This is a genomic window from Acinetobacter lwoffii, assembly GCF_049367455.1.
Classification (GTDB): Bacteria; Pseudomonadota; Gammaproteobacteria; order Pseudomonadales; family Moraxellaceae; genus Acinetobacter; species Acinetobacter lwoffii_W.
In genome coordinates this window covers 3,015,471-3,035,773 of record NZ_JBMPXW010000001.1, presented here as the reverse complement: position 1 = coordinate 3,035,773, position 20,303 = coordinate 3,015,471, and the positions used below count along the sequence as shown (strand labels likewise).

The 20,303-nt window shown below is 43.1% G+C and carries 15 protein-coding genes; 4 read left to right on the top strand and 11 right to left on the bottom strand.

What is annotated here, in order from left to right:
• Nucleotides 1–143 precede the first annotated feature (143 nt).
• From ACO1B7_RS14545 to betI, 5 genes are all read right to left on the bottom strand, one after another.
• Entirely contained in the window at nt 144–2,345 is a 2,202-nt protein-coding gene (locus tag ACO1B7_RS14545) for an OsmC domain/YcaO domain-containing protein (protein ID WP_216986033.1), read from the bottom strand.
• Nucleotides 2,346–2,679: 334 nt separating this feature from the next.
• Nucleotides 2,680–3,450, bottom strand: coding sequence for a TorF family putative porin (locus ACO1B7_RS14540; protein ID WP_004646976.1), 771 nt, complete (start codon nt 3,448–3,450; stop codon nt 2,680–2,682).
• 129 nt (nt 3,451–3,579) lie between these two features.
• Nucleotides 3,580–5,235, bottom strand: coding sequence for a choline dehydrogenase (gene betA / locus ACO1B7_RS14535; protein WP_216986034.1), 1,656 nt, complete (start codon nt 5,233–5,235; stop codon nt 3,580–3,582).
• Nucleotides 5,236–5,246: 11 nt separating this feature from the next.
• Nucleotides 5,247–6,722 carry a betaine-aldehyde dehydrogenase gene (betB, locus tag ACO1B7_RS14530; protein ID WP_216986035.1) on the bottom strand — a complete coding sequence of 492 codons (1,476 nt, stop codon included), beginning with the start codon at nt 6,720–6,722 and terminating at the stop codon, nt 5,247–5,249.
• Between the two features lie 21 nt (nt 6,723–6,743).
• Nucleotides 6,744–7,322, bottom strand: coding sequence for a transcriptional regulator BetI (gene betI, locus ACO1B7_RS14525; protein ID WP_005266375.1), 579 nt, complete (start codon nt 7,320–7,322; stop codon nt 6,744–6,746).
• A 268-nt stretch (nt 7,323–7,590) separates the two neighbouring features.
• Between betI and ACO1B7_RS14520 the strand changes: the two genes are divergently transcribed.
• On the top strand, nt 7,591–9,627 hold the full coding sequence (locus ACO1B7_RS14520) for a choline transporter (protein ID WP_216986036.1): 2,037 nt from the start codon (nt 7,591–7,593) through the stop codon (nt 9,625–9,627).
• 28 nt (nt 9,628–9,655) lie between these two features.
• Complete coding sequence (locus ACO1B7_RS14515; RefSeq protein ID WP_004280329.1) at nt 9,656–10,264, top strand: MarC family protein; 609 nt, start codon at nt 9,656–9,658, stop codon at nt 10,262–10,264.
• A gap of 64 nt (nt 10,265–10,328) precedes the next feature.
• Here the strand turns inward: ACO1B7_RS14515 and ACO1B7_RS14510 are convergent, their stop codons facing one another.
• A complete protein-coding gene (locus tag ACO1B7_RS14510; protein ID WP_423090290.1) occupies nt 10,329–12,506 on the bottom strand; it encodes a TonB-dependent receptor family protein in 2,178 nt (725 codons plus the stop codon).
• Nucleotides 12,507–13,008: 502 nt separating this feature from the next.
• Nucleotides 13,009–13,926: a LysR family transcriptional regulator gene (locus tag ACO1B7_RS14505; RefSeq protein WP_216986038.1), complete on the bottom strand. Its 918-nt coding sequence runs from the start codon at nt 13,924–13,926 to the stop codon at nt 13,009–13,011.
• Between the two features lie 331 nt (nt 13,927–14,257).
• Here ACO1B7_RS14505 and ACO1B7_RS14500 point away from each other — a divergent pair, with 331 nt between their 5' ends.
• A complete protein-coding gene (locus tag ACO1B7_RS14500) occupies nt 14,258–14,425 on the top strand; it encodes a hypothetical protein (RefSeq protein WP_216986039.1) in 168 nt (55 codons plus the stop codon).
• A gap of 160 nt (nt 14,426–14,585) precedes the next feature.
• Here the strand turns inward: ACO1B7_RS14500 and ACO1B7_RS14495 are convergent, their stop codons facing one another.
• The 3 genes from ACO1B7_RS14495 to ACO1B7_RS14485 form a co-directional block, all read right to left on the bottom strand.
• A complete protein-coding gene (locus ACO1B7_RS14495; protein ID WP_216986040.1) occupies nt 14,586–14,783 on the bottom strand; it encodes a hypothetical protein in 198 nt (65 codons plus the stop codon).
• A gap of 253 nt (nt 14,784–15,036) precedes the next feature.
• Nucleotides 15,037–16,767, bottom strand: a complete 1,731-nt coding sequence (locus ACO1B7_RS14490; RefSeq protein ID WP_216986041.1) for a bifunctional protein-serine/threonine kinase/phosphatase — start codon at nt 16,765–16,767, stop codon at nt 15,037–15,039.
• 66 nt (nt 16,768–16,833) lie between these two features.
• The gene (locus ACO1B7_RS14485; protein ID WP_004646987.1) at nt 16,834–17,643 is read right to left on the bottom strand and encodes a formate/nitrite transporter family protein; all 810 of its coding nucleotides are present in this window, start codon (nt 17,641–17,643) and stop codon (nt 16,834–16,836) included.
• Between the two features lie 287 nt (nt 17,644–17,930).
• Here ACO1B7_RS14485 and cynS point away from each other — a divergent pair, with 287 nt between their 5' ends.
• Nucleotides 17,931–18,380, top strand: coding sequence for a cyanase (cynS, locus tag ACO1B7_RS14480; RefSeq protein WP_216986042.1), 450 nt, complete (start codon nt 17,931–17,933; stop codon nt 18,378–18,380).
• 298 nt (nt 18,381–18,678) lie between these two features.
• Here cynS and ACO1B7_RS14475 read toward each other — a convergent pair whose 3' ends face one another.
• Nucleotides 18,679–20,028 (bottom strand): MFS transporter, encoded by a 1,350-nt coding sequence (locus tag ACO1B7_RS14475; protein WP_216986043.1) that lies wholly within the window; start codon nt 20,026–20,028, stop codon nt 18,679–18,681.
• Nucleotides 20,029–20,303 lie beyond the last annotated feature (275 nt).

The following is a 20,303-nucleotide window of genomic DNA, read 5'->3' as shown; positions in this document are numbered from 1 at the left end:
AGCTGGGATTAATAAATTTTCAAATAGAAAAATAGAAAAGATTGCATATAGGGTCAGAGATAAAAATGGCCTACTCGAAACCGAGTAAGCCATCTTTAATATTTAAAACAAATGACGAAAACTTTTAGTCATTCATCTATGGATTATTGCTGAGCCACAAACTTTGCACGCGCCGCATGCAGTTTCTTGTAACTGTCAATCAGGCGCAAATGACGATCCAGCCCTTCTAGCTGCATGTTGGTTTCGGTCAAACCATAGAAACGGACTGTTCCTTCAATTGAACCTAAAACGGCATCCATACGGGCATCACCAAACATACGACGGAAGTTGTGTTCATAATCTTCCAGTTCCATTTCATCATCCAGAATGACTTCCAGAACGACATTCATGCACTGGTAGAACAGGCCACGTTCAACGGTATTGGTATTGAACTGCAGGAACTGCTCAACCAGATCTTTGGCTTCTTCAAATTGCTGCAAAGCCACATAAATCAGTAGTTTCAGTTCAAGAATAGTGAGTTGGCCCCATTCAGTATTTTCATCGAACTCGATACCGATCAAGGTTTTGATTTCGGTATAGTCATCCTCATCTGCTTCTTCCAGACGCTCAACCAATGCTTCCAATTGTTCATCATCCAGACGGTGCAGATTCAGGATATCTTCACGATATAACAAAGCCTTGTTGGTATTGTCCCAAACCAGATCTTCTACCAGATAAATTTCCGAATAGCCCGGTACCAGAATACGGCAAGCTGTTGCACCTAGATGCTGATACACCGCCATATAAACTTCATGGCCCATGTCTTCCAGAATCGTGAATAATTCCTGAGCTTCGTCCGCATTCGAATTTTGACCGTTATTAGTGAAATCCCACTCGACAAAATCATAATCTGATTTCGCGCTGAAGAAACGCCAAGACACTACACCGCTCGAGTCGATGAAATGCTCGACGAAGTTATTTGGTTCAGTCACGGCATTACTGCTAAAGGTTGGTTTTGGCAGATCATTCAGACCTTCAAAACTACGGCCTTGCAATAACTCAGTCAGACTGCGTTCTAATGCCACTTCAAAGTTAGGATGGGCACCGAATGAGGCAAATACACCGCCAGTACGCGGGTTCATCAGGGTGACACACATGACCGGGAACTGACCGCCTAAAGATGCATCTTTGACCAGAACCGGGAAGCCCTGTTCTTCTAGGCCTTTAATGCCTTCAACAATTTTTGGATATTTTGCCAGAACATGTTCAGGCACATCCGGTAGTGCCAGTTCACCTTCCAGAATTTCGCGTTTAACAGCACGCTCGAAAATTTCAGACAGACATTGTACTTGCGCTTCAGCCAAGGTATTGCCGGCACTCATCCCGTTACTTAAGTAAAGGTTTTCGATCAGATTCGACGGGAAATAAACGGTTTCACCATCAGACTGACGTACAAATGGCAATGAACAGATGCCACGTGCTTTATTACCAGAGTTGGTGTCGTAAAGATGGATACCCAATAATTCATCTTCAGGATCATAAATTTCACGGGTATGTTCATCTAAAACTTCTGCAGGTAGTTCGCCATTTGGACCTGGCTGGAACCATTTTTCATCTGGATAATGCACAAATTCGGCATTGGCAATATCCTCACCCCAGAACTGGTCGTTATAGAAGAAGTTACAGTTCAGACGCTCAATAAATTCGCCCAAGGCAGATGCCAGCGCACTTTCTTTGGTCGAACCTTTACCGTTGGTAAAGCACATTGGCGACTGCGCATCACGAATATGCAATGACCAGACATTCGGCACGATATTACGCCAAGACGCAATTTCAATCTTCATGCCGAGGCCTGCCAGAATGGCAGACATATTGGCAATGGTTTCTTCCAGCGGCAGGTCTTTACCTGGAATGAAAGTCGTATGATCAGAAGCCAGACTTGGCATCAATAAAGCTTGAGCATCCGCATCAATGCTTTCCACTTCTTCAATGACAAATTCAGGACCGGTTTGAATTACTTTCTTGACAGTACAACGATCAATCGAACGTAAAATCCCTTGGCGGTCTTTTTCAGAAATATCAGCCGGCAGTTCCACCTGAATTTTAAAAATCTGTTTATAGCGGTTTTCAGGATCAACAATATTGTTTTGCGAAAGGCGGATATTATCAGTCGGAATGTCACGTGCTGCGCAATAGACTTTGACAAAATAAGCCGCACAAAGTGCTGATGACGCCAGAAAATAATCGAATGGGCCGGGTGCCGAACCATCGCCTTTATAGCGGATCGGCTGATCGGCAATCACCGTGAAGTCATCGAACTTGGCTTCCTGGCGAAGATTATCGAGATAATTGACCTTAATTTCCATGTGGGTACCTAAATATTCTTATGTGCCGTCACGGACAGATAAGATGCTGAATCTGAATATACAAGCCGGTTCACGGAGGAGAACTTGAATGAAAAATAGAAAATGGTCAGGTTATACCATTTGACGAAGTGTCTGGATAACGCTGCCGAGAATGGGCGCTATTATAGAATTATTTTATGAAATTGATAATATTTGTCTGAAATTCTGGCAGATTAAACCAGATCCTCAGTCTTTCCTGAGCTGCCGGAGCATGAATCAACTTCAAGTCATGGCTTATACTATTAATCAAAGTTGCAGATAAGGCAGATTTTCACCTGCCTAGTCTGAGATAACTTTAGAAATCATAACTCAGTGCAAATACTGCAAGATTACGCTGCTTGTCATCATAGCGGTCATAACCGCCAAAGATATATTCACCTGACACACTCAACTGCGGTAAAAGCGCATAACTGAGTCCGGCAGAAGCATAACGAAAGGCAAACTGCTTTTCAGTATCGCCCAGTTCACCGCCTTCGTATTTGCCTTCATCGTTAAAATAGCTCCCCGCTGCCGTAACGCTGGCATTGAGGCGATCATTTAACTGGTGGCTCAGGTTAAGCGTGTAAAAAGTATCGCCCTGATTGGCATAAGCCACATCATACAGATAAGTCGATACGCTGGCGCCGATACTGGTCTGATCATTCAATGCACGGCTTACATTTAAACCTAGCTCATTTCCAGTGGTGTTCTCACCGCCCGGATAATAATAGGTCGCATTCCATAAATCCCAATCATAATTTTCGCTGCTATAGGTATAACCCACCAGAAAATCATGCTCGAATTTATCTGAACGATGTCCCTGACGCCCCTGCACTTCTGCATAAGAGTATCCAAGCGTAGATCCCCAATATCCGACATAAAAATTGCCATAAGCCAGATTCAATGCAGCCTGTACAGCAACGTCATCATTTTCAGGTGCATTGGTCAAACCGCGGGAGACGTATTTGGAGACCACACTCAAGTTTCCGCTTGCTTCTATTTGTTTTACTTCCGCATCATCGGCATAACAGTAAAAACTTGAAACAGCAGCACAGCCAAACAGCACTGTTTGATTGAATATTTTCATAAAATATAAATTGTATTAAGCAAAGCCGGAGATAAAACGACAGCAGTCGAGGTTTTATCTCCGTTTTGGGGAAAAAATTGAAATTCGTTTTACTCCTGCTTTGCCAGATGACAGGAATAAAACCATGATTTAAGCGCGAGGCGCCTTGTAAAAAGGTGCCGATGAAGGCGCAAGAGCAGGTTTGCCACGAATATGGTCTGCCAGTTTTTCAGCGATCATAATCGTAGTTGCATTGAGGTTACCGGTAATGATCAAAGGCATAATCGAGGCGTCAATCACACGCAACCCCTGCATTCCATGTACGTGTCCATAACCATCGACAACCGCCATGTCATCCTCACCCATTTTACAGCTACAGGACGGATGATACGCTGTTTCTGCATGATTACGAACAAATTCATCAATTTCTGCATCAGTTTGCAGATTTTTGCCCGGACTGATTTCTTCACCACGATAGGGATCCAGGGCGGGCTGATTCATAATTTCACGGGTAATACGGATGGCATCACGGAATTCGCGCCAGTCCTGTTCAGTACTCATATAGTTGAACAGAATACTTGGATGTTCAAACGGATCTTTGGATTTCAGGCGAACCCGACCACGAGATGGTGAACGCATGGAACCGACATGAGCCTGGAAGCCGTGTTCATGAATAGCATTGGTCCCATTATAGTTAATCGCCACTGGCAGGAAGTGATACTGGATGTTTGGCCATTCAAACTCATCCGAAGAACGGATAAAGCCACCCGCTTCAAACTGGTTGCTGGCACCAATGCCTTTACCCAGGAATAACCATTCTGCGCCAATCATGGGCTGGTTATACCATTTTAATGCTGGGTATAAGCTGACCGGTTTTTTGCACTTATATTGTAAGTACATTTCCAGATGGTCTTGCAGGTTTTCACCCACACCCGGCAGGTCCTGAACCACCGGAATATCCAGACTTTTTAACAGTTCGGCCGGACCTACACCGGAGCGTTGCAGGATTTGCGGCGAGGCAATTGCACCTGCACATAGCAATACTTCACGGTCTGCAAAGACCTGAATCGGCTGTAAGGTATTTTGTCCTTCAAAATATTCCACACCAATCGCCTGATTACGATTAAACAGAATACGGTTGGTCATGGCGTGGGTAATAATCGTGAGATTATCCCGGCCTTTGGCTATATCGAGATAACCACGTGCTGTACTGGAACGACGGCCTTGCGGCGTTACAGTACGGTCCATCGGCCCAAAACCTTCCTGCTGATAGCCATTCAGGTCATCAGTACGTGGATAACCGGCCTGTACACCTGCCTCGACCATGGCATGGAACAGTTCATTATTGCCATTTTTAGGTGTTGCCACCGAAACCGGTCCAGAATCACCATGATAATCATTGCCGCCAATATCGCGCGTTTCAGCTTTTTTATAATACGGCAGACATTCAGCATAGCTCCAGTGTTCTAGCCCCTTCAGGCTGGCCCACTGTTCAAGATCCATAGCATTACCGCGAATGTAACACATGCCGTTAATTAATGAAGAACCGCCCAGACCTTTTCCGCGCCCGCACTCCATACGACGATTATTCATATGAGGTTCGGGATCGGTCAGATAGGCCCAGTTATAGCGTCGTCCCTGTAATGGATAAGCCAATGCAGCAGGCATTTGTGTTCTGAAGTCTAGACGGTAATCCGGCCCACCTGCTTCCAGCAATAGGACTTTCACATCCGGATCTTCAGTTAAACGCGCTGCGAGTACATTCCCTGCCGAACCTGCACCGATAATAATATAGTCGTAATTCATCCAATCCTCCCTTATGCGCTAAATACAGACTGGAAAGGACTAAGTTCAACTTGCACCGACTTGGTCTGGGTATATTGCTGTAGCGTGACAATACCGTTTTCGCGACCGACACCTGAATGTTTATAGCCACCGACAGGCATTTCTGCCGGTGATTCGCCCCAGGTATTGATCCAGCAAATGCCGGCTTCGATTTGATGAATAATACGATGCGCACGTGCCAGATTCGGTGTCACGACACCAGCTGCCAAACCATATTCGGTATCATTGGCACGACGAATCGCCTCTTCTTCTGAGTCATAACTCAGAATACTCATGACTGGACCAAAAATTTCTTCACGGACAATCGTCATGTCGTCACGGCAATCGGTAAATACCGTTGGTAGCACATAAGCGCCTTGGGCAAACTGCTCATCTTCAGCACGGCCGCCACCACACAATAAGCGTGCACCTTCGATCTTGCCCTGTTCAATATAGCCCAGCACTTTTTCCATATGAGAGAAGCTGGACACTGGACCAAAATTGGTCTCAGGATCAAGTGGATCCCCCATACGGATATAAGGAATACGCTGCAAAATCTTGTCTTCAAATTTTGCTTTCAAGGCCAAAGGGATAAATACCCGGGTTCCATTGGTACAGACCTGACCAGAACTGTAGAAGTTAGCCATCATGGCTATATCTGCCGCCAGATCCAGATCGGCATCTTCACAGATAATCAGCGGGGATTTTCCGCCCAGCTCCATGGTGACTTCTTTCAGGCTGGAATTTGCAGCTTGGGCCATGACTTTTTTGCCGGTTGCGACACCACCGGTAAATGAAACTTTGGCTATGTCCGGATGTGAAGTCAGATAGCCACCAATGTCACCACTACCGGTCACCACATTAAATACACCATGTGGCACACCGGCTTCTGTATAAATTTCTGCCAGTTTTAATGCAGTTAATGGCGTGATTTCACTGGCTTTAAAGATCATGGCATTGCCTGCTGCCAGTGCAGGTGCAGATTTCCATAATGCGATCTGAATCGGGTAATTCCATGCACCAATCCCGGCGACCACACCCAAAGGTTCACGTCGGGTATAGACAAATGAACTGCTTCTGAGTGGGATTTGCTGACCTTCTAATGCTGGCAAAATACCTGCATAGTATTCAAGTACATCTGCACCTGTCGCAATATCGACGGTGGATGTTTCACTGAAAGCTTTACCACTGTCGAGACTTTCTAAACGCGCCAGCTCGTCATTACGTTCACGGAGGATGGCAACAGCCTTGTTCAAAATACGGGAACGTTGAATCGCCGTCATTTCTGCCCAGACTTTTTGTCCTTGTTGTGCCGATTCAACAGCGCGATCGATATCTTTTCGCGTACATACCTGCACGTCTGCCAGAATTTCGCCTGTTGCAGGATTAATCGTTTGAAACGTGCTATTGGACGTTGCATCGACATATTGTCCATGAATATAAGGACGTTGCAGTTTGAATGTTGTCAATGGAATTTCCTCGCAGGTGGGTTATTTGAGTTGTTGCCGGATATATTCACTACACAGTTCAATCGGCAGTTCTGGGTCAATTTCGCCATTTACCAAAGCACCTCTTAACCAGAATCCGTCAATCAATGCTGCCAGACCTTGAGCGGCTTTCTCTGCCTGGTCTTTATTCAACTTTTTCATGAATTCATATTTAAGGTTGGAATGTAAGCGGTAATGATTGATCTGCTGTAAACGGTGTAATTCAGGTTGGTGCAAACTGCTAGCCCAGAATGCCAACCAGACTTTCATGGCTGCCTTGTCCGTTTGTGGAGCAGCAAAATTACCACGTACGATCGCTAACAAGCGCTGCTCCGGTAAGTCATCAACCTGTATCTTTATCTGTGCAACAGATTTACCCAATTGCTGTAATAAGTAACGCATTGTGGCTTCAATCAAGCCATTTTTACCTCGAAAATAATGACTTATGATGCCGGTTGAGACACCTGCCCTCTGAGCAATTTGACTAATTGAAGCTTCTGCAAAACCTAGCTCATTCACTGCAGCTAAGGTGGCATCGATCAGTTGCTGACGACGGATCGGTTGCATACCAACTTTGGGCATAGGACTAACCTGAATAACGGATATAACAACAGAAAGTCACTCTGCTAAAAAATAGCGGAATGAGGTAACAATTCATAAACGCTTTTTTAATTGAACGTTCAATTAATAAAAATTATAGTGCCAGCTCACCCTTGATGTACAGCGCAGTTTGTTTTGGATTTGCAAAAGTTTGTAATTCACGAAAACAAGGAAGTTTTACCGCAGGCTTTTGCTTTTAAATCACACTGCACTGTAGATCATCCGGCAACAAAACGATGGTCATGGATTTATGCAAAAGAAAAATGAACAGATGCAAGATGGTCTGAATAAAGTAGTTTTTTATTTTTCGGCGACACTTATTCTGCTGTTTTCTATCATTACCATTTTATTTAATGAACAAGCCAATCAAGTCATTATTAATATTTTAAACTGGGTTAGTCGTACCTTTAGCTGGTATTACCTGCTGGCGGCCACGCTGTATCTGGTTTTTATCGTCTTTATCGCCTGCTCACGTTATGGCGAGATTAAATTAGGCCCCAAACATTCCAAGCCAGAATTTAGCCTGCTGAGTTGGTCGGCGATGCTATTTTCTGCCGGAATCGGGATTGACCTGATGTTTTTCTCGGTAGCGGAACCACTTTCCCACTATATGAATCCGCCTGTAGGTGAAGGCGAAACCTTCGAAGCTGCGCGCCAGTCCATGGTGTGGACCCTATTTCACTACGGTTTAACCGGCTGGAGTATGTATGCGCTGATTGGGGTCGCGCTAGGTTATTTCAGCTATCGCTACAATTTACCGCTCACCATACGATCGGCACTTTATCCGATCTTTGGTAAAAAAATTAATGGTCCAATTGGCCATACTGTGGATACGGCTGCAGTACTCGGCACAATTTTCGGTATTGCCACGACATGCGGAATTGGCGTTGTGCAATTAAATTATGGCCTGCATGTGCTGTTTGATTTACCGGAAAATATCTGGATTCAAACTGCACTCATCGCTGTTGCTGTGATTATTACTATTATTTCAGTCACTGCCGGTGTCAATAAAGGCATCCGGATCCTGTCTGAAATTAATATCTATGTGTCAATTGGGCTGCTGCTATTCATTCTGTTTGTAGGCAATACCGAGTTTTTATTAGCCGCCTTGATTCAAAATTTTGGTGACTATATCAGCCAGTTCCCGAAACTTTCTTTAACCAGTTTTCCTTTTGAACAACCGAAAGAGTGGATGAATAGCTGGACCCTGTTCTTCTGGGCATGGTGGATCGCCTGGTCACCTTTTGTTGGTCTGTTCCTGGCCCGTATTTCCCGTGGTCGTACCATTCGCGAATTTGTCACCGGGACTTTGGTTATTCCTCTGTTATTTACCCTGACCTGGTTGTCTATTTTCGGTAACAGTGCTTTATACAGCGTGATTTTTGATGGTAATACTCAACTTGCTACGACAGTTTTAGAAAATCCGGCACATGGTTTTTATGATCTGCTGGCGCAGTATCCAGGCTTTATGTTTACTGCAGGTGTCGCCACCATTACCGGCTTACTGTTCTATGTGACCTCAGCGGACTCGGGGGCATTGGTATTGGGAAATTTCACGACCAAATTCACTAATATTGAACATGATTCACCGCGCTGGCTGAGTGTGTTCTGGGCCATTGCCATCGGTTTGCTGACTTTGGCAATGCTCATGGCGAATGGCGTAACAGCATTACAGAACACCACGATTATTATGGGCCTGCCTTTTAGTTTCGTGATTTTCTTTGTGATGGCCGGACTGTATAAGTCCTTGCGTCTGGAGGATTTTCGGCAGGCCAGTACCAGTCTGAATGCTGCGCCTGTGGTCGGTAATGTGGATATCCTGAACTGGAAGAAGCGTCTGAGCCGGGTCATGCTGCATCCAAGCCTGTCCCAGACCCTGACCATGCTGGATAATGTTTGCAAACCAGCCATTGAGGCCGTTGCAACCGAGTTAATTGACAAAGGCATTCAAGTAAATATTCAGGAAAAATCGCTTGAGGAAGAACCTGAACTGTATCACCTGGATCTGACCATTCAGCTCGATGAAGAAGAAAACTTTGTCTATGAAATATGGCCGGTACGCTATGACACGCCAAATTTCAGTTCACGTGGTAAACGAACCAAACGTTATTACTATCGTCTGGAAAGTTATCTGTTTGAAGGCTCTCAGGGCAACGATCTGGTCGGTTATAGTAAGGAACAGGTGATCAATGACATCCTGGATAAATATGAACGCCATATGATGTATCTGCATATTAACCGGATCAGCCCAGGTAAACGTCCGCTGTTCCCGGACCGTGAAATCTAGGATATCTCAATTACGGAAGGACTGAATGATGTCAGAAAGTTTGAATGCATTTGCCCTGTTTTTCTCCCTGCTCAACCCTTTTCTGATGAGTATTTATATGCTCGGAATTATCCGTAATTCCGACGCAAAAGTATTCAACATGGCATTGATTCAGGGCAGTCTGATCAGCTTTATTGTGTTCATCATTTTTGCAAAAACCGGTGAAGCCTTCTTTAATGAAGTCTTGCATGTACGGTTTGAGTCCTTCCAGATTTTTGGCGGTATTATTTTTCTGGTGATTGGCTATCGTTATGTCTTTGAAGGTGCTGATACGATTGGTGTGATGCGTGGAGCGCCCAGTCATCTGGCGGGCACGATTGCCATGCCGTTTATGATCGGTCCGGGTACCATTTCGGCATCTGTGATCACCGGCATACAGCTCAGTTTAATGCAAACCATTCTGGTGATTTTTTCTACGCTGTTTCTGACTTGTAGCCTGCTGATCCTGATGAAATATCTGCATGATCATTTACAACATAAATATTCCAACTACATTGACCTGTATGTCGATATTGTCGGTCGTGTTGCTGCGCTTCTGATTGGTACGATTGCCATCGATATGATTGTGACAGGCGTTACCGGAATTTTAGAAACCTGATAAACCTTTTCTATCAATAAATAAAAAGAGCGGTTTTCACCGCTCTTTTTTTTGATTTTAAAAATTAAAATTTAAATGACACACCGGCATAAGTAGAAAAACCTTCACCTGGTGAAGATCGCGCTACATCAGCACCTTTATCATTCAGACCAGGAATCACGACCGCAGCATATTTCTCATCCGTGATATTTTTAAAGTTGATCCAGGTTTTCCACGATTGATGTTCTGGTGCATAACCCACGTCAATGCCCCAGATCTGATAGTCATCACTGAATCGGCTATTGGCATAATCATGTGCCATCTTCGATGCATATTCGGTATTCAAACCAATATAGAGGCCATTATTCAAGGCATAACTTAGTTGAGCCTGATACAGATGTTTAGGGATTCCTGGCAACTGGTTCTTGCCAAACAATGGATCATTTTTGTACTGGAAATCGCTAAGGGTATAAGCCTGTTGCAGACGCAGTTCGCCATATTGGGATTCATGCAATGGCGTATCTAGACTTAGCTCCACCCCTTGATGAATCGTTGGCGTCGCATTTTCTTCTACACCGATTCTTTCCTTTGGTGTATTGGGATCAACAGTATCTCCATAATCCTTAATCATTTCAGAGGTTAACAGTTCATTTTTTACTTTAGAATAATAGTAGCTCAGTGCCCAGTCTCCAAAGCCCGATTGTCCACGTCCGCCCAGTTCAAAGCTATTAGCGGTTTGCGTGTCCAAATAGATTGGCGCACGCACTCGATTTGATGCAGCTCCATTGTCTTTAGGATAATAATAAGGTGAAGACCAAGCCATCGCCCAGGGATGTGCCGGCTCAATACTGCGGCTTAAATTGGCAAACCATTGCACAGAGTCATTCGGCTGATAGGTCAACCCAAGTCGTGGTGCAAAATTCCATTCATAACGACTGACTTCAGGACTCGCCACAGGATAAGTTACTTCACTTTCCCGATGGGTATACACCGCTGCCAATCCCAGATCTAATTTGAACTGATCATTTAATGTGGTTTCCTGATCAAATTGCAGGACGTTGTCTGAACCGCGATAGGTATAACGGCGGGTAACGGTATCTGCCGGATACAAAGTTCCATCAATAGTCGTATCACGTCGGATGGTTTCCGTTACACCACTGTCCGGACGATGAGTCGTGCTGCGCAAGGCAATACGCCCCTGATGCTCCAGACCTAGAAACTGGTAAGGTTTTTCATACTGGAAGCGCGCTGTAATATCTTCATAATCGACATTAGTACGATAACTGCTTTCACTTAAATCCAGCGGATAATGATGATAAGCCAGACTGCCGGTCAGTTTAGCATCATCCTGTAAATTCCAGGTCGTAGTATTGGCCAACCAGGTACTGCCTGGCTGAATCCGTTTGGCATCTACCGCTAAATTAAAGCTATTCGCTGCTTCAGGATCATTTTTGAGCTGTTCTTGCGTAATACGACCTGGAGTTAAATGCTTGCTCTCACGGTAACGGGCATAAAAACGGGTTTCGATATCCGGACTAATTTGATAGCCCAAATTAAAAGCCAGACCTTTGCCATCGCCTTCAGCATGATCCTGAATCCCATCGAACTGGGTACCCGTCAGCGCCAAATAATAATCCATCTGATCCAGCTTTCGGCCGGTACTAAACTGATATTTCTGATAACCATGACTGCCCATTTCATATTTGAGTTCAGAGCCATCCTGATCAGCGCCAGTCTTGGATTTATAGTTGATTGTTCCACCTAAGGCCAGTCCACCCTGTTTAAAGCCATTGGCTCCGCGATAGACGCCGACATGATCAATCCACCAGGGTTCTAGCAGTTCATACGCTGTACCACCCGGTCCGGTAAATGGAATATCATCAATCAGGACGTGCGTACCGGATGCATGTGCACCCGAAGTCCGGTTGATGCCTGAGCCACGGATCGATATTTTTGCACCTTCATTCCCTGCAGACTGGGCATAAATTCCTGGCTGTAAACGGAACACATCGGCCGTGGTTGCAAGTCGCTGCTGTTCTAGCTGCTGCTCGCCAATAAAATTCGTTCCTCCTGAAACCTGAGCCAGCTCTTTCTGATATTGCTGCTGCGGATTGGCATTTTGCTCAGCGCTGATCACAATAGTATTCAGCTGTTGAACGTTGCCCGGTTCTACGGCAGTTTCAGCATAAAGATGACCTGAGACAATCGACAAGATCATGAGGCTCAGCGGGCTTTTCTTGAGAGGAATTTTTGTCATGTGCATGGCGAGTTTATACAGTCCTGTATAAGTGATTCCGTTTTATGAGAGGAAATCAGTTTAAAAATTATGCTGTAGCATAGATCAACATTGTTATTTTCAGGAGTTATTTTCTGCCAAAAAATTGACTGATCAGCGTATGTTTTTTCATTTTATTTAATCTTTTTATTAAAAATCAACTTGCAAGATCAGAACCACATCCTCACAAGTTCCAAGAACTTAATTTTTAAGTATTTGATATTTAATAATATGATATTTAATTCTGCACAGATGTATTTCCACTTGGCAAAATGTAATACTTATCAAAAATTATAATCCACTAAACCAATTCTTTAATTTCGAAAGTTGATCGAAGTTGTATATTTTCTGACTTGAAGTAGACAAGATTAACCTCATCATCTTATAGAAAAATTGAAATTCTTGAGAGAAAAAAGTCCATTTTAAAAAAATCCTGACGATGCAGGATTTTTAAGAATCACGGGCTTATAGACATTCAACTATTCATTGATCAGTTGTAGTAGACCTGTCTTTTTTTGGAAAACCGATCCAGCTGTTTCAAGAAGCCTTCAAAATAATCTTTCTGCTTTTCTTCTGTGCGATAGCCGGCGTATAAAGTTCGACGTAAGCCTTCAGGCGCTACACAGTCTAAACGGCGTGATGTCACCCAGCCTTTCTGCTCATATTCATTTACCACCCAATCAGGTAATGCACCAATCCCGCGACCACTTGCCACTAACTGAATCAGCATTTGAGTCAAGTCGGTGGTGCGAATGGCTTTTGGTAGAATATTAGCGGGAATAAACAAGCGCGACATAATGTCTAAACGGTGTTTATCCACCGGATAAGTCACCAGCGTTTCTTCAGCAAGTTCCTGAACAGTAATCTCTTTCGCACGTACCAGTGGATGGGTATTGGATAAAACCAAGCGTGATTCGTATTCAAATATCGGAAAATATTCAATGCCTTTAAGCGCAATCGGATCAGCCGTAATTAAAAGATCAAACTCTCCGGTTTGTAATAATTCATGCGGATTCGATTCAAAACCTGAAGCAAAGTCCAGATCTACATCCGGATATTGCATCCGGTATTGATTGAGTAGTGGCATCAACCAGTCAAAACAGCTATGACATTCAGAGGAGAAAACTATTCGCCCGGTCTGGCCATGCACAATACGGCTGATATCACTCTGTGCAATTTGAACTTGCGGTAATATTTCATCTGCCAGTTTTAACAACCGCTCTCCAACATTAGAAAAGCTCACAGGGCGACTACGCCGATTGACCACTTCGACGCCAAACCATTGGTCGAGTTCACGTAGCTGATGTGACAAGGCCGATGGGGTTAAACATAAATCACTTGCTGCTGCAACCAGAGAACCATGCTCCCGCAGAGCAGTTAAAGTTCTTAAATGGCGAAGTTCTATCATGGCAAATACCGGAAATTTCAAAAGACGGATGACACTTAATCTGTCTTAAGCATAACCCATTTCTCTTGTTTTATTTAGTTTTTCTCATTTTTAAATAAAAATAGTGAGATATATTCACCTATTGGGTTTGTAAGCTTTAATTGCTAATCCCTTAATTTTTATTAACTTAATTTTCTTAGTTAATTTAAACATCATTAAAATAACCCATAAAATATCATTTAAACTTACAGCAGCAACAAGATAGAAAACTAACTCCGGTATAAAAGTCACAGAATAATTTTGCTGTATTCATACAATAAAAATTAGAAAGTATTTTAGAGGATGAAAGACTATGTCGAATCCAATCGATCGAAATGATGAAGAACTCACTGAAGAGCAACTTGATCCTCAAGAAAAACAGGATCGGGAGATCCAGCGAGGTCAATTAGGCCTTCATGATCCACAGCGACAACGCGATCAGTTGCGTCAGGAAAGACAGGACGAAGAACAGAATCAATAAATTTTCAAGGATTCAAAAATACAAAAAACTCCCCGTTCTTAAAAATAGATGGGGAGTTTTTTTCAGTATTAAAAAGTTAGGGACTAGTTTTTCGTATCACAACATCTTATACATCTGATCTAACCTGAACAGCTCACCTTCTTGGATGAGTGCTGTTTTACTATTTCGCTTCTGTAGAGGCTTTTGCTTGTAGGGGCTGCGCTTGTGTTTCTGCCGTTTTTTTCTTGGCCTGAATTTGTGCCGCTATTTCCTGATTTTTCTCAGCAAAACGCAAGCCGCCATCTCCGGCGAAACTAGTTTGGCTCATCGCCATACTGCTTCCCAAGATTAAAATCAGCTTAAAAAATTGAATTTTCATGTCTCTTCTGCCTTTTTATTCTAATGGTATTAAAAATAAGCAATTATTATTCCAATGTTTTTATGCTTATTTAGATTTTAACTGCACTTTCTATTTTATAGGGATAATCCTCGAAAACACAAAGTCAATCATCGTAAAAATATAAAAATCTGCAATAAGAATAAATAGATATTTTTACTACATCTCAGCTTAAATCACTATTGATTTTTTATTTAAATCAAAAAAATAGTTCAACAGCTTATTTGAATTATTTTCATTGACTAAAATACAGTGCAAATACCCCGAGCAATAACAAAAAAAGAATCGCTGTGCAGGATTTCCAGAAAGTGACTGGATGCTTTTCAAGCATAGGACGTGAAACTGATTTTTTAAATTTGAGATCTGGGTGTTTCAGATCATATATAAATGCTGAAAGTGCCTCATAACGCTGCTCCGGGCGAATAGAAAGCGCTTTTTTAAAGATTGCATCCAGGCCATGTGGCAGATCCGGTCGATACTCATAAAGTGGATGATATCGAACCTGCTTTAAGGCCTTTTCGGTCTTGCAGCGCGCGAGGTCTGTCCCATAAGGTAATTGCCGGGTTAATAAATAATAACTCATCACCGCCAGCGAGAACTGGTCTGATTTTACTGAGGGCGAGCGTCCAATAAAATATTCAGGTGCCATAAAGGCCAAGGTTCCCAAAGGAACATCTGCATGTTTAGGATTCAGTTCAACCAGACCTCTGACCGCCGCCGACCCATAATCAATCAGTTTCACTTTCAAGGTATCGGCTGATTCGAGCAGCATGACATTTTCTGGCCGTACATCCTGGTGCAGCATTTCAAGACGGTGCATGGCATTCAATGCTTTGGCCACCTGCTCAATGATCGGGAGCAACTGTTGTAAAGTTAAAGCAGTTTTTTGACGATGCAGCCAGCGACTTAGGTTTTCCCCTTGCAAGTATTCATAACTTTGAAATAAAAACTTCTTGCTGCCCTTATGTGGATAGCATTGCAGCAGATTTTCATGTTTTAAGCGTTTCGATACCCAGTCTTCTAGCTGGAATTGTTCTATCGCTTTCAGGTCATCCTGCACATCGACAGACAAGGTTTTAATGACCAGCTGATTTTTTGTCGCTTCATCACGCGCCAAATAGAGGCTGCTACGATGATTTTGGTGCAGGATTTTATCAATTCGATAACCTTCAAACAGATCACCATGACTTAGCTGTTGCGGAAATAAAACATGGCTCTTGATATGAAAGGATTCCTCATCAGGCAACTGTTCCACTTTAATGATTTGAATGGTGAGATTGTCATCACTACCCCGCTTTAAGGCCAGTTCGACTATAGACTTGGCAATGATATCCAGATGTTGTTGCTGTTGCAGCAGATCTGATATGAGCTGCATATCAATAAACTCATAGACACCATCTGTCATCAAGATAAAGAAATCATCTTCACATAATTCAAGCTGCTGATAATCGACATCGATACGATGGTCGGCACCCAGTGCACGACTTAAATAATGTTCTGTTGATGACAGGCAAACACGGTGATCATCCGTCAACTGTTCAATGGCTTGTGCCTGAATTCGATAAATCCGACTGTCGCCAGCATGAAAGATATGTGCCCTATTTTGTTTCAAAATCAGTGCACTAAAGGTGCAGACATAACCCTGGTCTTTATCAAAACGCCCGCGGCTTTGCTGGGTTTGTGCATAGAGCCAGGAGTTGGTCGCACGAATGACCCGTGCCGCTGAAGTTTGGGTACTCCATGCATCTGAAGTCGAATAATAATCCGATAGAAAACTGCTGACAGCAGTTTCTGCTGCAATATGACTGACATTGCTGCTGCTGATTCCGTCTGCAATTGCACAGGCAATGCCCTTACTGCTAAGCGCATGGCCTTCCGGAATATAGACCCCATGAAAGTCCTGATTCTGTGCTTTGATTCCAGCGGAAGAATATTGCCCAATGCTGATCTTTAATTTTTTATTCATTTTAAATACTCAAAAAGGGATCGAATTGATCCCTTTAATCTCAAGGCATAAATCATCATGCTCAGATTAGAATTCTTTTTTATCGCCAGTACGTACATGCGTGGTATAGAGCGCCAGACCTGTCAGTGCCAGACCACCCACCAGATTCCCCAGTGCCACCGGTAATTCATTCCACAAGAAATAGTCTGTAATCGAGAAATCACCGCCCATCATCATGGCAAATGGGAACAGGAACATATTCACCACTGAATGTTCAAAGCCCATGGCGAAAAACAGCATGATTGGCATCCACATCGCGATGAATTTGCCACTGACCGTGGTCGACATCATGGCACCAATTACCCCGAGTGATACCATCCAGTTACACAGCATGCCGCGGATAAAAATTGTCATCCAGCCAGCAAAGCCATATTCGGCATAGCCCAAAGTCCGGTCTTCCCCAATATGGGCAATTTTCACCCCGACCGCGTTCGGTTCAGCTGCGAAACCCATGGTATAGACTGCGGCCATCAACACTGCCACGGTTAAACATCCGGCAAAGTTACCTAAAAAAACCAGTCCCCAGTTTTTTAAAATACGTGACCACGTTACCCCAGGACGTTTATCTAGCCAGGCTAATGGAGTCAATACAAATACCCCAGTGAGCAGGTCATAGCCCAAGAGATACAACATGCAGAAACCGACTGGAAATAGCAGCGCACCGATCAGTGGCACCCCTGTTTGTACCGCAATCGTCACGGCAAATACTGCTGCCAGTGCCAGAATTGCGCCTGCCATAAACGCACGAATTAAAACATCACGCGTGGCCATATGAAGTTTTGCCTCACCGGCATCGACCACTTTTTTTGCAAACTCTGCAGGAGCAAGATAAGCCATATTTTTATCCCCTTTATATAAATTACTTGCCTGTTTGCAAATAAAAAGACGCCTAAGGTCTATTTCAACCCTAGGCGTCTTTGCCTTGCATTATTCAAACAGATCAATTGTGTCATGGCGCCGTTGCCATATTTAATATAGATAAAAGCAAATAGCATGCCATTTATTTAAAATTATTTTTTAGAATTTAATTAATTATTTTAAAATTTAATCCTTATAATTATATTGGCACAATCTCTGCATTATCTATAGCGGTCATTTTTAAAATATAGCTATTGGAGAAGATTATGATTAGCCATCGTCAACAAGTGGCAGACATGATTATTTCAGCGAAAGTTTTAAAGTCTATCAAAGGGGCAGATGTCGCTGAAGCAATAGGCCTTTCTAAAGAATGGGTGACTGCTGCATGTTTAGGTCAGATGGCTTTTAATAAAGAACAGGCAGAAAAAATTGGTGAAATATTTGGACTGACTGATGAAGCCATCGCCTGGCTGCAAATCGTACCCTATAAAGGCTCTCTGCCAACCAGTGTGCCGACAGATCCGCTGATTTATCGCTGGTATGAGGTGGTCAGCGTCTATGGCATGACCATTAAAGAGCTGATCCATGAAGAATTCGGAGATGGTATTATGAGTGCAATTGATTTCAGTATGGATATTCAACGTGAGAATAACCCAAACGGAGATCGGGTGAATGTCGTATTATCCGGAAAGTTTTTACCTTATAAAACTTATTAATCCTCTGCTATAAGAATAAAAGCCATTATTAAAATGGCTTTTATTTTATCTGCACTTATTAAATTCATTTATTTTTTAAAATCGTCACTAAAATATATATAATTTTTTATCTAAAATTAAACATATAAACTATAAATGGTTTTATTTTTATTCGATGAATTCAATCATCCTGTCCTTTTTTAATAATACCTTCCTATCCTGAATATTGGGTTCATCATTTTATTATTGAGTTAGCAAAAGCAACAAAAAGGATATTGCTATCCTTTTTATTGATTCATTTTAAATCAGGAATGTAGTGTTATTGCTGTGCTTCTGCCAGATGACGTTCAGTCACGGCCTGTTCATATAAACGCTGTTCTTTTTCTTTATGCTCGACAGAGAAGCGGATCATCAACACACAACTTGCAGCAATCACTACCAAGCCACCCAGTACCATCAGAGTAGTTTGAATATCCAGCATGCCTTTTAACAGGAAACCCGCAGCCACTGCGCCGACATTGCCACCTGCACCAATAATACCGGCCACACCACCCAAGGCATCACGGTCGATAAAAGGCACCAGTGCATAGGTAGCGCCACATGCCATATGAGTAAACAAGGCAAAGATGGTCATCGCCATAATAGCCAAGGTCGCGCTATTCATTTGCGAGAATAGAATAAGAAACAGACCTTCCAGCATGATCAAGGCAAACAGAACTTTGGTTCGACCATCCAGACCTTTTTGAATCGCGACTTTATCCGAAACAATGCCACCCAAGGCGCGGGCAAACAATGCCAGTAAACCAAAAATTCCGGCAGTCATGCCTGCTTCTTTTAGGCCAAACTGGAAGTTGTCGACAAAGTACAAGGCAATAATATTATGGATGAAAATTTCAATACCAAAACAGGCTGCGTAAGCCCCAAACAGAATCCACACACGGTAATTACGTGCGGCATGTATCAGAATGGCAAGACTACCTTTTTTATCGCTACCGACAGAAATACCTTGCGCACGGAGTTCTTTAAAATTACCTTGTGGACAGTCTTGGGTGAATTTCCAGTACAGCACACCGACAATGATCATCAGAATACCCGGCACCAGAAGCGCAATTCTCCATCCCATTGCCTGTTCTACACCGAACATGACCAAAGCAGCCAGCATTAAAGGCATCAGGGCTTGAGTCGCACCGCCACCGGCATTCCCCCAACCTGCTGTAGTTGCATTTGCCGTTCCCACCACATTTGGCGCAAACATGATACTGGTATGATATTGGGTAATCACGAAGCTGGCACCGATGGCGCCAATCAATAAACGGAAAAACAAGAAAGATTCATAACTGTTGGCCGATGCCACACCAAACACCGGAATACTGCCAATAATCAGTAAGGCGGTATAGGTTTTACGCGGACCGTACTTGTCACATAACGGCCCCACGATCAGACGCACCAGAATGGTAATCGCGACTGCGGCAATATTGATATTGGCGATCTGCTCTTTGGTCAGGCTGAATTCACCGGCAATCACAGGCATTAAGGGTGCACAGGCAAACCATGCAAAAAAACAGACAAAAAAAGCGAGCCAACTCATATGGAAGGCCCGCATCGCTGAACTACTGAAGTTAAATAGACTTATTTTTGTTGCTTTATTGAGACTTGTATTTGAAGACATAGCCATTTCCTTACCAGAACTGAACGTATTTAAGTCACTGTGATGCACCAGGCATGTCAGTAACGATCAGAACGGACGTCATTGGCCGTCATACAAATGTAGAGTCTTCTTTGACTTTAATCAGGTATATGCACAGGTCATGCCAGATTATTTTTAACATAAAATAAACTATTCTTTTATATAAAATAATTTTTATTTCACTTTCAAATTTAGACTTTTCTTTCTTAAAAATAGAGAGAAAAATAGATATCTTCTGAGAAATTATGAGCAAAACA